At 53.2% G+C, this 14292-nt stretch carries 13 protein-coding genes; 12 read left to right on the top strand and 1 reads right to left on the bottom strand.

What is annotated here, in order from left to right:
- The first annotated feature begins 52 nt into the window (after nucleotides 1–52).
- The 7 genes from KIH86_RS16955 (at nucleotide 53) to KIH86_RS16925 (ending at nucleotide 7427) form a co-directional block, all read left to right on the top strand.
- Nucleotides 53–787, top strand: coding sequence for a regulatory protein RecX (locus KIH86_RS16955; protein WP_223087270.1), 735 nt, complete (start codon nucleotides 53–55; stop codon nucleotides 785–787).
- A gap of 310 nt (nucleotides 788–1097) precedes the next feature.
- The gene (gene rny / locus KIH86_RS16950) at nucleotides 1098–2639 is read left to right on the top strand and encodes a ribonuclease Y (protein ID WP_223087272.1); all 1542 of its coding nucleotides are present in this window, start codon (nucleotides 1098–1100) and stop codon (nucleotides 2637–2639) included.
- Nucleotides 2640–2745: 106 nt separating this feature from the next.
- Nucleotides 2746–3540, top strand: coding sequence for a TIGR00282 family metallophosphoesterase (locus tag KIH86_RS16945; RefSeq protein WP_223087757.1), 795 nt, complete (start codon nucleotides 2746–2748; stop codon nucleotides 3538–3540).
- 207 nt (nucleotides 3541–3747) lie between these two features.
- Nucleotides 3748–4008 carry a stage V sporulation protein S gene (locus KIH86_RS16940; RefSeq protein ID WP_025335291.1) on the top strand — a complete coding sequence of 87 codons (261 nt, stop codon included), beginning with the start codon at nucleotides 3748–3750 and terminating at the stop codon, nucleotides 4006–4008.
- Between the two features lie 81 nt (nucleotides 4009–4089).
- Nucleotides 4090–5070, top strand: coding sequence for a dipeptidase (locus tag KIH86_RS16935; protein ID WP_223087274.1), 981 nt, complete (start codon nucleotides 4090–4092; stop codon nucleotides 5068–5070).
- A gap of 162 nt (nucleotides 5071–5232) precedes the next feature.
- Nucleotides 5233–5805, top strand: a complete 573-nt coding sequence (pduL, locus tag KIH86_RS16930) for a phosphate propanoyltransferase (RefSeq protein ID WP_223087276.1) — start codon at nucleotides 5233–5235, stop codon at nucleotides 5803–5805.
- A gap of 293 nt (nucleotides 5806–6098) precedes the next feature.
- On the top strand, nucleotides 6099–7427 hold the full coding sequence (locus KIH86_RS16925) for an MFS transporter (protein ID WP_223087279.1): 1329 nt from the start codon (nucleotides 6099–6101) through the stop codon (nucleotides 7425–7427).
- A 220-nt stretch (nucleotides 7428–7647) separates the two neighbouring features.
- Here KIH86_RS16925 and KIH86_RS16920 read toward each other — a convergent pair whose 3' ends face one another.
- Nucleotides 7648–8628 carry a zinc dependent phospholipase C family protein gene (locus tag KIH86_RS16920; RefSeq protein ID WP_223087281.1) on the bottom strand — a complete coding sequence of 327 codons (981 nt, stop codon included), beginning with the start codon at nucleotides 8626–8628 and terminating at the stop codon, nucleotides 7648–7650.
- 134 nt (nucleotides 8629–8762) lie between these two features.
- Between KIH86_RS16920 and ybaK the strand changes: the two genes are divergently transcribed.
- From ybaK to KIH86_RS16895, 5 genes are all read left to right on the top strand, one after another.
- Nucleotides 8763–9263, top strand: coding sequence for a Cys-tRNA(Pro) deacylase (gene ybaK, locus KIH86_RS16915; protein WP_223087284.1), 501 nt, complete (start codon nucleotides 8763–8765; stop codon nucleotides 9261–9263).
- A 331-nt stretch (nucleotides 9264–9594) separates the two neighbouring features.
- Entirely contained in the window at nucleotides 9595–11178 is a 1584-nt protein-coding gene (miaB, locus tag KIH86_RS16910) for a tRNA (N6-isopentenyl adenosine(37)-C2)-methylthiotransferase MiaB (protein WP_223087286.1), read from the top strand.
- A 28-nt stretch (nucleotides 11179–11206) separates the two neighbouring features.
- Nucleotides 11207–11653: a RicAFT regulatory complex protein RicA family protein gene (locus KIH86_RS16905; protein ID WP_223087289.1), complete on the top strand. Its 447-nt coding sequence runs from the start codon at nucleotides 11207–11209 to the stop codon at nucleotides 11651–11653.
- A gap of 233 nt (nucleotides 11654–11886) precedes the next feature.
- Nucleotides 11887–12657: an NUDIX domain-containing protein gene (locus KIH86_RS16900; protein WP_407672296.1), complete on the top strand. Its 771-nt coding sequence runs from the start codon at nucleotides 11887–11889 to the stop codon at nucleotides 12655–12657.
- A 172-nt stretch (nucleotides 12658–12829) separates the two neighbouring features.
- Nucleotides 12830–14290 carry a nicotinate phosphoribosyltransferase gene (locus KIH86_RS16895; protein WP_223087295.1) on the top strand — a complete coding sequence of 487 codons (1461 nt, stop codon included), beginning with the start codon at nucleotides 12830–12832 and terminating at the stop codon, nucleotides 14288–14290.
- The last annotated feature ends 2 nt before the right edge of the window (nucleotides 14291–14292 follow it).

Raw genomic sequence — 14292 nt, 5'->3', positions numbered from 1 at the left:
AAGGGCGCCTTCTTTTGTAGAATAACTATGAATGTAGCGGAGGATACACATCATGACGATACAGCTGGAAGCCGAGGATGACCATCAGGAGGAGAACGTGCTGTCGGAGTTCCCGGATGGCGAGGAACTGATGATAACCAAGGTGGAGAAAGAGCTCAAATCCGGATACCGTTATCTGCTGCATTTCGGCCCTTATCGGCTGAGCGTTCATGAAGATATCATGATCAAGTACCGGATGATCACCGGCAGATTGTTCACCAAGGAAGAGCTGGAAGAAGTCGTTCTGGCCGATGAGAAACAGAGGGCCTATGTGGAAGGACTTCGGTATCTGGAGCGCAAGCCCCGGACAGCGCTGGAGATGATCCGGCGTTTACGCCAGAAGGAAATCGGGGAGACTGTTATCGAGGAAGTTCTGGACCGGTTAATCCGGGAACGTCTGATCGATGATGAACAGTACGCGAGACAATGGGCGGAGCAGCGGGTGACAAGCCACCGTAGGGGCAAGCTGTGGGTGAGACAGGAACTGCGCGGCAAAGGGATCGCGAAAGAGACGATTGCCGAAGCGTTGGGCGAGATTAGTCCGGAGCAGGAGAAAGAGAGCGCAATGCAGCTCGGCGCCAAGAAATGGAATACGGTCCGCGGGGACCTCATGGATAAGAGACGGAAGACCGGAGCTTTTCTGATGAGACGGGGATATTCCGGCGAAATGGTCCGAAGCGTGTTGAATTCCCTTAAGGAGAATGAAGCGGGAGGGGAAGAATTCGAGGAACTGAATGAATTCGAATGATCTCCTTGACTTTGAGCCTGGTATCGACTCTCTTGACAATGTCTTTTTATAAACTATAGAATATAACATGAATCGGCATGATATTGAATCCTTTTTCCTTCCCAAAAAAGGGTATCATTTTCAAGTTTGATTCACGTGTCAACTCATATGATATGTAATCGCCGGATGCGGCGGGCAGTGTGCATGTGATGCATGTGCAGTTCGGCAATCGGTGAATTTACCGGTTTTTTGTATGGTGATGAACGGATAGTTTGACAACTGCACAAATCCCAAGGAATGCCTTGGAGGAACCAACGAGGAGGTGAAACAGATGGCTACCTGGATCTGGATCATCATCGTTCTCGTTGTAGCGACATTATTCTTTGGGTTCGGTTATTTTATTCGGAAATCCCTTGCAGAAGCTAAAATTTCCAGCGCGGAACAAGCCGCCGCCCTGATCGTGGAGAACGCGAAGAAGGAAGCGGAAGCGTTGAAGAAGGAAACGGTGTTGGAGGCTAAGGACGAAGTCCACAGAATCCGTACCGAGGCTGAGAAGGAAACTCGTGAACGTCGGAATGAAATCCAACGTCAGGAAAGACGGTTGCTGCAAAAGGAAGAATCGCTGGATAAAAAAATGGAATCGCTTGAACGAAAAGAAGAACAAGTGGCTAACAAAGAGAAACGAATTGATGAAACCCAGCAGCAAATCGATGTCATTTACAAAAATCAGGTTACCGAGCTGGAACGCATCTCGAACCTGAGCATGGAAGACGCCAGAAGCATTATCCTCTCCAATGTAGAACAGGAAGTCCGTCATGAAACCGCCCAGATGATCAAGGATATCGAGCAGCAGGCCAAGGAAGAAGCGGATAAGAAGTCCCGTGAAATCATTACGCTGGCCATTCAGCGCTGTGCCGCCGATCATGTGGCAGAAACGACGGTATCCGTCGTTACACTTCCGAATGAGGAAATGAAGGGCCGGATTATCGGACGTGAAGGCCGTAATATTCGCGCGCTTGAGACCCTTACCGGTATTGACCTGATTATCGATGATACGCCGGAAGCGGTTATCCTGTCGGGATTCGATCCGATCCGTCGCGAAGTGGCGCGTACTGCGCTTGAGAAGCTGGTGGCGGACGGGCGCATTCATCCAGCTCGTATTGAGGAAATGGTGGAGAAATCCCGCAAGGAAGTCGATGAGCGTATTCGGGAATACGGCGAACAGGCAACCTTTGAGGTTGGTGTTCACGGCCTGCACCCGGATCTGATCAAGATTCTCGGTCGATTGAAATTCCGTACGAGCTACGGTCAGAACGTACTGAAGCACTCCATGGAGGTTGCTTATTTGACCGGACTGATGGCCGGTGAGCTTGGGGAAGACATCGTGCTAGCCAAACGGGCGGGATTGCTGCATGATATCGGCAAAGCGCTGGATCATGAAGTGGAAGGTTCACACGTCGAAATCGGCGTGGAGCTTGCGAAGAAATACAAAGAACATCCTGTTGTCATCAACAGTATCGCATCCCATCACGGGGATGCCGAAGCGACCTCGGTTATCGCTATGCTGGTCGGAGCAGCAGACGCCTTGTCTGCAGCAAGACCGGGCGCACGCCGGGAGACACTGGAAACCTACATCAAGCGTCTGGAGAAGCTGGAAGAGATTTCCGAATCCTTCGAGGGCGTCGAGAAGTCTTATGCGATCCAAGCCGGACGCGAGGTGCGCGTCATGGTTCAGCCGGATAAGATCGACGATGCCGAAGCTTTCCGTCTGGCGCGTGATATTACGAAGACGATTGAAAATGAACTGGATTACCCGGGTCATATCAAAGTCACCGTTATTCGCGAGACACGGGCAGTTGAGTACGCTAAATAGGTATAATCAGAAAAGTGGCGCCTCTACGGTGTCACTTTTCTTTAACTTTAGATTATTGCCGGCTTCCAAAGCCGGTTGGCTGCACACATAGTAGGAGGAGATTACAATTAAAGTTCTGTTTATTGGAGACGTTGTCGGCAACACCGGACGCAAGGCGCTTAAGGAAACGCTGCCGCTTCTTAAGGAGAAGTATCAACCGCATATCATTATTGTAAACGGCGAGAATGCAGCGTCCGGCCGCGGCATCACCTCCGCGATCGCGAATGAGTTCTTCAACTGGGGTGTTCACGGGATCACCATGGGCAATCATACCTGGGACAACAAGGGGATTTTCGATTTTATCGACGATGAGCCCCGCATGGTGCGGCCGGCCAACTTCCCGCCTGGGACACCGGGTCAGGGGTATACGGTTGTGAAAGGAAATGGCAAGCAGCTCGCAATCGTCAACCTGCAGGGCCGAACCTTTTTACCCGCGATCGACTGCCCTTTCCGGATTGGAGAGGAAATTGTGGATGAGCTCAGACGCAATCATAAGTGCATTCTGATCGATTTTCATGCTGAAGCTACGTCCGAGAAGATTGCCATGGGCTGGTTCATGGACGGACGCGCTTCTATTGTCGTAGGTACTCATACCCATGTGCAGAGCAATGACGATGTGATTCTGCCTGGGGGAACGGCTTATTTGACGGATGCGGGCATGGTTGGTTCAAGAGAAGGAATTTTGGGTATGGAGAAAGATGCGGTACTCTATAAGTTCACAACCCAACTCCCGTCCCGTTTTGTCGTCGATGAGGGGAAATGGATGCTCCATGGATTGTTCGCCGAGCTGGATGAGGACACCGGGAAAGCCAAGAAGCTTGAGAAGATTCGAATGCGTGAAGACGAGTGGGTAATGAACTAGAGCAAGGGTGAGCGGCGCCGGGTTGGGACTATAGGACGAATTTGGTCGGTTGTTGAGAAGTGTGATCTTTGTTATATCAATCACTCGCATCTTTTGTACCAATTTCTGTGAAGGGACTTAAAAAAGAAGGAATTTTTCATTGCCGCGCGAATAACATCTAAAGTAGTGGAAGAACACCTATTCTTTTTCCCAGGGGAGGTACTTACTATGGATGTATTAAAAGTATCAGCTAAATCCAATCCGAATTCCGTTGCCGGTGCATTAGCAGGTGTTCTTCGCGAGCGTGGGGCGGCCGAACTACAGGCCATCGGGGCTGGGGCTCTGAACCAAGCGATCAAAGCAGTAGCGATAGCCCGGGGCTTTGTTGCTCCAAGCGGTGTTGACCTGATCTGCATTCCTGCGTTTACTGACATTGTTATTGATGGAGAAGACCGCACAGCCATTAAATTAATCGTTGAGCCGAGATAGAGATAGAGAATTCAAGCGAAGAGCCTGTTTACGTGATGTAGACAGGCTTTTTGCTATGGAAGCATAAGGAGGACAACTCTTATGAACAAGCCGGAATCAAGTCTGCCAAAAGTCGCAGTAGCGGATTTTCATTGCGATGTGCTCAGCCGCCTGCTGGAAAATCCGGAGACCAATTTCGTGAATGGAGGCCCATTGGACGCCTCGGGGGAAAGACTAAAGTCTGGTGGCGTTGTACTGCAGTGCTTCGCCGTCTACCTGTCGCAAAAATGGGGGATACCGAAATTTGAGCTTATTCTGGGCCAGATTGAACGGTTTCGCCGGCAGGTGCTGGAGCAGGGAGGGGTACAGCATCTTCGTTGGAGGGAGGAGGTGGAGACGATCGGGAGATCGCCCGGGAGCAACACGCTCTGGGGCCTTTTATCGATAGAGGGCGCAGACGGATTGGAGGGCAATTTGTTCTATGTAGAGGCGGCCTACGACCTGGGAGTGCGGCTGCTTGGCCTTACCTGGAATTATGCGAATTGGGCGGCGGACGGCGTGCTGGAGCAGAGGAATGGCCGTTTGACGAACAAAGGTCGACAGCTGGTCGAATGGTGCAACCGGAAAGGCATGCTGCTCGATGTCTCCCATCTGTCGGAGGCGGGATTCTGGGAGCTCACGGAGCTGGCCACCCGTCCGTTCATTGCTTCCCATTCCAATGCAAAGGCAGTCTGCGGGCATGCCCGTAATTTGACGGATGAGCAGATACGGGCCATCATTTTGATGGACGGGCGAATGGGTCTGACGTTCTTCCCTCCGTTCGTCACTGAACAAGGCACAGCGGCGATTTCGGATCTGCTGAGGCATGTCGAGCATGTATGCAGCCTGGGGGGAGAGAAGCACCTCATGTTCGGGTCGGACTTTGACGGTATCGATGCCTGGGTTTCCGGTCTGGAGCATCCCGAGTGCTATCCGGCGCTTGTGGAACATCTGTTGGCCCGTTACCCGGAAGAGCTGGTCAGAGGATGGATGCACGGGAACGCTTTTTCATATTTACATAAAAATTTGCCAGCGTCTCCATAAGCGGGGCTCCAGAATAGACAATATCATCCATTGACGAAAATGCGAACTATTAATTATAAGGAGGCCTATCGTGTATAGGTTCCTTTTTATTTTGGTTGAAATAGGAGTATAATGATCAATGGCTTGTACAAATTATAGAGAAAATACAAGGAGTGACTTACGATGAGTAAGACAGTACCCGTAGGTGTGTCGGCCAGACATATTCACCTTACGCAAGAACATGTGGAGGCGTTGTTCGGACCTGGCTATAAGCTGACCGAATTCAAACCGCTCTCCCAACCCGGACAATTTGCAGCCAATGAAACCGTAGCGGTTATCGGCAGCAAAGGCAAATTTGATAAAGTGAGAATTCTGGGACCGGCTCGTCCTGCATCCCAGGTTGAAATTTCCCGTACCGACGCATTTGCGATCGGCGTGAAAGCACCTGTCCGCGAATCTGGCAAGATCGATGGAACCCCTGGCGTTACGCTGAAGGGACCGGCGGGCGAGATTGAACTGGAGAAGGGCGTTATCGTGGCAGCCCGTCACATTCATTTTCATACATCCGATGCTGAAAAATGGGGCATTGCCGACAAGCAGCTGCTGAAGGTTCGTCTTGGCGGAGAACGCGGTCTTGTGCTGGAAAATGTTATCGCGCGCGTATCCGAGAGCTTTGCACTCGATATGCATATTGATACCGACGAAGCGAATGCTGCAGGCGCAAGCAATGGCGATACCGCCGAAATCGTCGACTAATCCGGTACCTGTACGGTATCCTATATAGCATCCATTATTACATGTACAAGTTACTAGGCCAGGCGGGGGAGCAATCCCCCGCTTTTTTGGTTTTTGGCGTTTGACAGCTGCCTGCTAGATGACATCCACGCTTTTGCCTGAGCCTCAGACCGATTACGATGATATGAAGTGATATTTAATATTGCGAAAATCATTTCTGCCTTTGAACATGGACTTTCTTCGGTATAATAGAGGCAAACTGCCGGTTTCACTGGAGATACTCTTTGAGAAGCGGCTGAAAGAAAGGTGAGAGCGTGAATAAAAAAGCCGTCAGGGCCTGGATTATGTACGATTGGGCCAATTCCGCCTATGCGACAACGGTGCTGGCTGCGGTGCTTCCCATTTTCTACAGCTCCGTCGCCGCCGATGGACTGGACAAGAATACCGCAGCCTCTTACCTGGCCTATACGCATGCGGTGGGGATGGCGCTTGTAGCTCTGCTGTCGCCGGTGCTAGGTGCGGTTTCGGATCTGTCGGGCAAAAAAACGAGCCTGCTAACCTGCTTCTCGCTGCTCGGTATGGTTTCGACCGTCTGCTTCGCTCTGGTGGAACGGGGTGATTGGCTGGTGGCTTCCGCGCTTCTGGTGCTGTCTACAATCGGGTTTGCAGGGAGCAATTCCTTCTATGATTCAATGCTGCCCGACCTGGTGCCTTCGGAGAGGCGCGACGAGATTTCGGCCAGAGGATATGCAGCCGGTTATGTGGGCGGTGGACTGCTGCTGGCCGTGAATCTGGTGATGATCCAGATGCCTTCGGTGCTGGGCCTCAGTGATTCGTTGGCCGGTACGCGTCTGGCGTTCGTATCCGTAGGGCTGTGGTGGCTCGTGTTCGCGCTGCCGATTATGCGGAGAGTGCCGAATCTGCCCAGACAGAGCGAGGATAAGCTTGGCGCGATTGGCTATATGCAGGCAGGGATCAAACGGATCGCAGGAACATACCGGGATATCCGTCGCTATCCGCAGCTGTTCAAGCTGATTGCAGCTTTCTGGTTCTACAATGACGGCATCAACACGATCATTCTGATGGCGACGATTTACGGCGCGACTATTGGCATCGGAACGAGCGATTTGATTATAGCACTGCTGATTACACAGTTCGTCGGCATTCCCAGCACCCTGCTGCTCGGCAGGGCGGCGGGCCGCTTCGGGGCGAAGCGGACGCTGATCGCTTCACTGCTGGTCTATGTGCTGATCGTGGCGCTCGGATTCGGCATGACCAAAGCCGTTCACTTCTATGCACTAGCCATCCTGGTAGGGCTTGTCCAGGGAGGGAGCCAATCAATTTCACGCGCCATGCTCAGCGATCTTATGCCGGCTCACCGGACCGGAGAGCTGTTCGGCTTCGTGAATATCACGAGCAAATTCTCCTCCATCTTCGGCCCCTTCGTCTTCGGACTCGTCGGACAGCTGACCGGAAGTCCGCGTCTCGGGATTCTGTCGCTGCTCTTGTTCTTCGGACTTGGCATTGCGATCGTTTCTAAAGTGAATGTGGAGCAGGGGAAGAAGGACGGCCTTGTGAAGTCCGAAGCTGATTCGTATGGGCTTAGAGACGATGCGGACGGGGCGGAAGGATTCGTATCGTAAGGGGCATACAGAAGAAGGAAATACGCATAGAGGCAATGCCATAAGAAGCTGTCCCATGAGCCATGAAATGGCGGTTTGGGGCAGCTTTGTTTGTGCCAAAACGCAAAACAGCGATCCTCCAACAACGGGAGAATCGCTGCCTGACTCATTTATTCCTTGGAAATCTTATTTAAACAGATCCAGCACGAGGAGAATACAGTTGCAGGGGATGAATGGACCTTCAGCTGCTGGCTGCGCTCTCCCAAATGGGCTCTGCGTACTGATTGATCAGGTTGGAGGCGCAATCCTTGCCGGTGTCATAGGAGCGGTTGCCCAGCAGGCTCCGGAAGTGCTCGCGCCGGTTGTTCGCTTCGGCGGGATTATGGGCGGACAGCCAGCCTGAGAGCGCCCCGAGAACGGCGCGGCCCTCCGCAAGCGCCAGCTCCCACAGCTCCGGAACGCTTTCCGTCCGGACTTCGGAATACAAGGCTGAGTGCCGCCAGGGAGCCTTGCGTTCATTCAGAACATCAAGCTTCGTCTCGGCCGGATTTGGCTTGCGGTAGAACAGTCCGGCATTCGTTCCGCGCACGATTTTTTTCTTCCAGCCATGCGGGTCGAATAACAGGCGCTGCGCCAGCACCACGTCCCGGTAGGCTTCCTGCCAGCCGGACTGCGGAAAGGCTGCGGCTTCCGTGTAGTGCGAGGTCGCCGTGTCATGCAGAATGGAGACGATGGAGGCGGGAAGCTCAGGGCCAGCATCGATCTGCTTCCAGCCCGCCAGCTCCCATGTGCGCCCGCCGTTAAGCCAGGCCAGGAAGACGGTGTCCAGCAAGATTTCGAACCGCTGATGGTCCCTGTACTTATAACCGGCTTTCCAATTGATGTAGGGATGGAGGTTGCGGTCCAGCAGATGATGCGTCACGAATCCGGCGAAATAGGCTGAAGCCTGTTCCCGCTGCGCATCCGGGAGTTCCAGCACCCGGTCCCAGAATTCCATCAGAACCGGACCGCAGTCACTGCCATGAAAGAGGTCGCCAAGGAGACCGGCCTGGATGTCTTTTTTCCAAGGGAGAAAACCATAGTAATACAAGAGATCCGGTCCCTGACATCCCAACTGGTACAGCTGCCGCCACCGCTGCAAAGAGGCCGGGAACAGCCGGCTGCCTTGCAGATCGCGTTCAAGCTGTCTTCCGTATTCGATATGCATCCACAGATTGGGCACCTTGATTCCTCCTTTATCCTGTTATTCCTCCATTATACCTGTGAAACATTAGGGATAAATTAATCCGTTTGCCTTCATGCAGCGGTATTGTGTTAAATTAGAGTCAGGACTAAGGAACGGGGGTCAGACGAAGCATGAAAGCAGCAGTCAAGACGAATGCCATGCGTCTTCTGGACGCTAAAGGGATATCCTACGGCATATTGGCATACGACAGCGAGGACGGACAAATTCATGCCACGGCAGTAGCAGAGAAGGTAGGAAGATCGGTAGAGCAGGTATACAAGACGCTGGTCGCTCACAGCGGCAGCAATCTGTATGTCTTTGTTATTCCTGCCGCGGAGGAGCTGGACCTCAAGAAAGCGGCCAAGGCAGCGGGCGAGAAGAAGATCGAGATGCTGCCCGTGAAGGAGCTTCTGAAATGGACAGGCTACATCAGGGGCGGCTGCTCGCCAGTCGGTATGAAGAAGCTGTATCCCACCTTTATCGACGACAGTGCGGAGAAGCTGCAACTAATAGCGGTCAGCGCAGGCAAGATCGGCATGCAGATTGAACTGCCGCCGGAGCAGCTAGCCAATGCGGTGTCCGCGCTCTTTGCCGGAATTGTGAAGGGACACGACACTTCGGGCACCGACTAAAGTTTAATATATGGATGAAAATAACAAGCGGTCACCGGCAGAGCCGGCGGCTGCTTCATCTTTTTAAAGCAGATCAGCAGATCAGCCCGATACCGGTTCGCGCAAGAAGAATGAACTTGTCACAAGTCAGGACACAAGGGCAGGCCTGGTAAAGATTTTAAGCCATAAATATGATATATTTAAAACTAAACGAATTCAATAGCGCCCGCGCTGCCAACGGTCTGCCTATGCTGCCGCAGCCGCTGTTTAAAGAACGCCACAAGGCGTTCATAGTGCAATTCGATACCGCGCTAGTCGCTAAGTACGATTCAGATAAGGATGTGTGGACCCCATGACCAAGGAGAACCGCTCACCGGACTTAAAATCCGGCAAGGGCGCCAAGGATTATTCCCAATACTTCAATTTCAGCGGAGCCAAGGTGATCGCCGAAGAAGAAGGCAAGACCACGTTCCGCATCAAGGGCCGGACGATTCAGGTGAACAGCCAGCCCGACTATAGAGAAGGCAAACGCCGCGGGAAGGAAGAGATCGAGGTTCATTATGATTTTGCCATTCCCGAGGATATGAGAAGCTTTGGAGAAGGCAAGCTCTACTCCATCACTACCTACGGCTGCCAGATGAATGAACATGACACCGAGACGATGAAGGGTCTTCTGGAGCAGATGGGTTACCGGAGCACGGAAGACCGGAATCAGGCTGACATCATTCTGCTCAACACCTGCGCCATCCGGGAGAACGCGGAGGATAAGGTGTTCGGCGAGCTTGGTCATCTCAAGCATCTCAAGACGGAGAAGCCGGGTCTGCTGCTCGGCGTCTGCGGCTGCATGTCCCAGGAAGAGGGCGTCGTTAACCGCATCATGGCGAAGCATGGCTTCGTCGATATGATTTTCGGCACCCATAACATTCACCGTCTTCCCGAACTGATTAAGGAAGCTGTGTTCAGCAAGGAGCTCGTTGTAGAGGTCTGGTCCAAGGAAGGCGACATTATCGAGAATCTGCCCAAGAAACGGGAAGGCATGCGCGCCTGGGTCAATATCATGTACGGATGCGATAAGTTCTGCACTTATTGTATCGTTCCGTATACAAGGGGCAAAGAGCGCAGCCGAAGACCCGAGGATGTCATCGCCGAGCTGAGAGAACTGGCCCGGCAGGGCTTCAAGGAAGTAACCCTGCTCGGACAGAACGTGAACGCCTACGGCAAGGATTTCACAGATCTGGATTATACGTTCGGCGATCTTATGGATGACCTTCGGAAGATCGATATTCCTCGCATCCGATTCATGACTTCCCATCCGCGCGACTTTGACGACAAGCTGGTGCAGGTGCTCGGCAAAGGCGGCAATTTGATGGAGAGCATCCATCTGCCCGTTCAATCCGGCAGCAACGCCATCCTGAAGCGGATGAGCCGCAAGTACAGCCGTGAAACGTATCTGGAGCTTGTCCGCAAGCTGAAGGCTACCGTCAGGGACCTTGTGCTGTCAACCGACATTATTGTCGGCTTCCCCGGAGAGACAGAGCAGCAGTTCGAAGAGACGATGTCGCTTGTTCGCGAGGTCGGCTTTGATATGGCCTATACGTTTATCTATTCGCCCCGCGAGGGCACTCCGGCCGCCGCGATGGAGGACAATGTGCCTGACGAGGTCAAGAGTGAACGTCTCCACCGCCTGAATGCGCTGCTGAGCGAACAGAGCCGCGCCGGCAACGACCGGATGCTGGGCCGGACGGTCGAGATTCTGGTCGAAGGCGAGAGCAAGAATAACGCGAATGTTCTGTCCGGACGGACGCGTACCAACAAGCTGGTGCATTTCGAAGGACCAAAAGAGCTGATCGGCACCTTCGTCCATGTCAGGATTACCGATACCAAAACCTGGTACATCAAAGGGGAATACGCGGCTGAGGCGGCCTATGTCCTGTGAGTTCACAACAAGAGATGGAGGGATCGGCATGACAGAGGAGAGAGGCCGCAACAATCAATACGGAATCGATGATTCCCGTGAAATGATCGGCCGCGATGACATTATGGCCAAGGCCGGCGAGCTTGCCTCGTTGATCTCGACCAGCGAAGAAGTACGGCATTTTCAGAAGGCGGAAGAGAAGATTCAGAACCATGCCCGCGTGCAGGGGCTGATATCCCAAATCAAGAAGAAGCAGAAGGAGATCGTAGCCTTCGAGAGCCTCGGCAACAAGACCATGGTGGAGAGGATCGAGGCTGAGATCAACGAGCTTCAGGATGAGATCGACAGCATTCCGCTGGTGGCCGATTTCCAGCAAAGCCAGACCGACATCAATGATCTGCTTCAACTGGTCGTCTCCGTCATTCGGGACACCGTATCGGAGAAGATCAATGTCGAGACAGGGAAAGACACACCCCCATCGAAATGCGGCGATTAACATAAATAAGCGAGACCGGACGCAAGCGAACCTGACCATCCGGTGAAAGACCCTGCGCTTGTGCCAAGCCGCAGGGTCATTTTTATAAGAAGGCGCTGTCAAGGGGATTCAGGATAACAGTCTCGGGAGTAGGCTTCTTTTAATTCGACAGAAGGTTATTGCTTTTGGAAGTTTAGTTTTGGTAACATTTAAGGATACGAATATAATTTAGCAGCGGTAAAGGATGATTGATGGTGAGCCAGAACGGAGAACAACACTATAATCCCAAAAAATACCGGACACCGGACGGGGTCCCGGCGGATATTGTTATGTTTACTTTGACGAAGAGAGAGCGAAAGACCGTCACCAAGACGCTGCCCCTGCGCGAGCTCAAGGTCATGCTGGTCCGGCGGAAGAAATGGCCGTGTGAAGGTAAATGGGCGCTACCGGGCGGCTTTTGCCAGGAGAATGAATCGATCTACGATGCGGCGAAACGCGAACTGAAGGAAGAAACCGGTGTGGATGGAGGACATTTGGAGTATCTTGGCGTCTACAGTACGCCGGGGAGAGACCCTCGCGGCTGGATTATCAGCCATGCCTTCTTCGCACTCGTGGAAGAGTGGATGCTGGAGCAGCGGCAGGCCTCGGACGACGCAGGAGAGGTTGGGCTGTTCACCTTGAGAGAGGCGCTTGAGGAGCTGGATCTCGCCTTCGACCATCACGACATTATTACCGACGCTTACCTGCGGATTCAGCAGCAGATGCTTCAGACGACGATTGCGAAGCAGTTTTTGCCTCCGCATTTCACGCTCAGCGAGCTGTATCAGGTGATCCAGACGGTGGTTCCCGAATTCAAGGAGCCGAACTTTATCCGCAAGATCACTTCGACAAGAAGCCGTCAGGGCATTCTTCAGGAGGTGCGGGACAGCGAGGGCAACCCGCTCAGCTCGAATCAATACTCACAGCGGCCAGCGCAGCTCTACATGTTCACAGACCATCAGCCGCTGCTGTCGATTTATACGTAATGGCGGATTTGGCCATACTAACAGCTTACGGCCTACAGCCGGGTCGTACGGGGCGCTTCCTTTGCTCCCTGTATTCGGCTGCCCTTTCATAGAACACTGGATAAGAAGCGGCGGCCAGCCGCTTTTTCCGCCTTATTTTAGAGATAAAGAACGGCGTTTGTGACGACAGGAGATGAATCAGTTGAACAGAGAGCTTGCTCTGCATACGGATAAATACGAGATCAACATGATGTACGCCCATTGGGTGAACGGCTCGCACAAGCGGCGCGCGGTCTTTGAAGCCTATTTCCGCAAGCTTCCCTTCGGGAATGGATTCGCCGTGTTCGCCGGTCTGGAGCGGATTGTGAATTATATCGACGGCCTCCGGTTCACGGAGGAAGATGTCCGCTACCTGTCTGAGCAGGAGGAGAATTACGATCCGGCGTTTCTGGAGGAGCTGCTGCAGTTTCATTTTCAGGGCAGCATCCATTCCATGAAAGAAGGAGCCCTTGTCTTTCCGGAGGAACCGTTAATACGTGTCGAAGGCACGATAATGGAGGCCCAACTTGTAGAGACGGCCATCCTAAATTTCATGAATTACCAGACGCTGATTGCAACGAAGGCGGCCCGGATCAAGCTGGTGGCCGGTAACGATATTCTGATGGAATTCGGGACGCGCAGAGCCCAGGAAGCAGATGCGGCAATCTGGGGGACGCGGGCGGCGTATGTCGCAGGGTTCGACGCAACTTCGAATCTGCTGGCCGGCCGGATGTTCGGCATCCCCGCGAAGGGTACGCATGCCCATTCCTGGGTGCAGAGCTTCGGCAGTGAGCAGGAGGCGTTCGACATCTATGCCAAGGTGATGCCTGAAGGTGTAACGCTGCTCGTCGACACGTTCGATACACTCAGAAGCGGCGTTCCCCGCGCTATCGAAACGGCGAAGAAGCTGGAAGCCATGGGCAAACGCATGAACGCGATCCGGCTTGACAGCGGGGACCTGGCCTATCTATCGATTCAAGCGCGCAAAATGCTGGACGAAGCCGATCTCCCATACGTCAAAATCGTTGCCAGCAATGATCTTGACGAGAATACCATCTCGAACCTGAAGCTGCAGGGTGCCCGGATCGATTCCTGGGGCGTTGGCACGCAGCTCATTACAGCCTCGGACCAGCCTGCCCTGGGAGGCGTGTACAAGCTTGTCGAAATCGAAGCGGAGAACGGTGAGATGATCCCGACGATCAAGATTTCCTCCAACCCTGAGAAAGTGACCACTCCCGGCAAAAAAGACGTCTTCCGCATCATCGGTCCAAAGGGCAAATCGCTGGCGGATTACATCAGCTATCCCGAAGAGCACAGCCCGAAGGATGGGAAGCCGCTGAAGCTCTTTAACCCGCTGCATCCCTACCTGCAGAAGACGGTTGAACATTACACGGCGCTGCCCATGCTGGAGCCTGTCTATCAGAACGGCTTACGTGTCTATCAACTGCCAAGCCTTGAAGAGATCCGCGCCTATCACCGGGAGCAGCTCGATTTGTTCTGGCCGGAATATTTGCGCAAGCTGAACCCCGAGGTGTACCGCGTAAACTTAAGCGAAACGGTCTGGAGCCGGAAGCAGGAGCTCATCAAGGATCATCTGTTGGCGGACAGGGACTGAGC

This window comes from Paenibacillus sinensis (assembly GCF_019904155.1).
Taxonomy (GTDB): domain Bacteria; phylum Bacillota; class Bacilli; order Paenibacillales; family Paenibacillaceae; genus Paenibacillus_AQ; species Paenibacillus_AQ sinensis.
The sequence above is the reverse complement of the archived record's forward strand: the minus strand, read 5'-3'. Positions and strand labels throughout refer to the sequence as shown.

Excerpts from the sequence above, each read along its gene's own strand:
- KIH86_RS16955 (WP_223087270.1), top strand. The coding sequence starts at position 53 with ATGACGATACAGCTGGAAGCCGAGGATGACCATCAGGAGGAGAACGTG.
- rny (WP_223087272.1), top strand. The coding sequence starts at position 1,098 with ATGGCTACCTGGATCTGGATCATCATCGTTCTCGTTGTAGCGACATTA.
- KIH86_RS16940 (WP_025335291.1), top strand. The coding sequence starts at position 3,748 with ATGGATGTATTAAAAGTATCAGCTAAATCCAATCCGAATTCCGTTGCC.
- KIH86_RS16935 (WP_223087274.1), top strand. The coding sequence starts at position 4,090 with ATGAACAAGCCGGAATCAAGTCTGCCAAAAGTCGCAGTAGCGGATTTT.
- pduL (WP_223087276.1), top strand. The coding sequence starts at position 5,233 with ATGAGTAAGACAGTACCCGTAGGTGTGTCGGCCAGACATATTCACCTT.
- ybaK (WP_223087284.1), top strand. The coding sequence starts at position 8,763 with ATGAAAGCAGCAGTCAAGACGAATGCCATGCGTCTTCTGGACGCTAAA.
- miaB (WP_223087286.1), top strand. The coding sequence starts at position 9,595 with ATGACCAAGGAGAACCGCTCACCGGACTTAAAATCCGGCAAGGGCGCC.
- KIH86_RS16905 (WP_223087289.1), top strand. The coding sequence starts at position 11,207 with ATGACAGAGGAGAGAGGCCGCAACAATCAATACGGAATCGATGATTCC.
- KIH86_RS16895 (WP_223087295.1), top strand. The coding sequence starts at position 12,830 with ATGAATCAGTTGAACAGAGAGCTTGCTCTGCATACGGATAAATACGAG.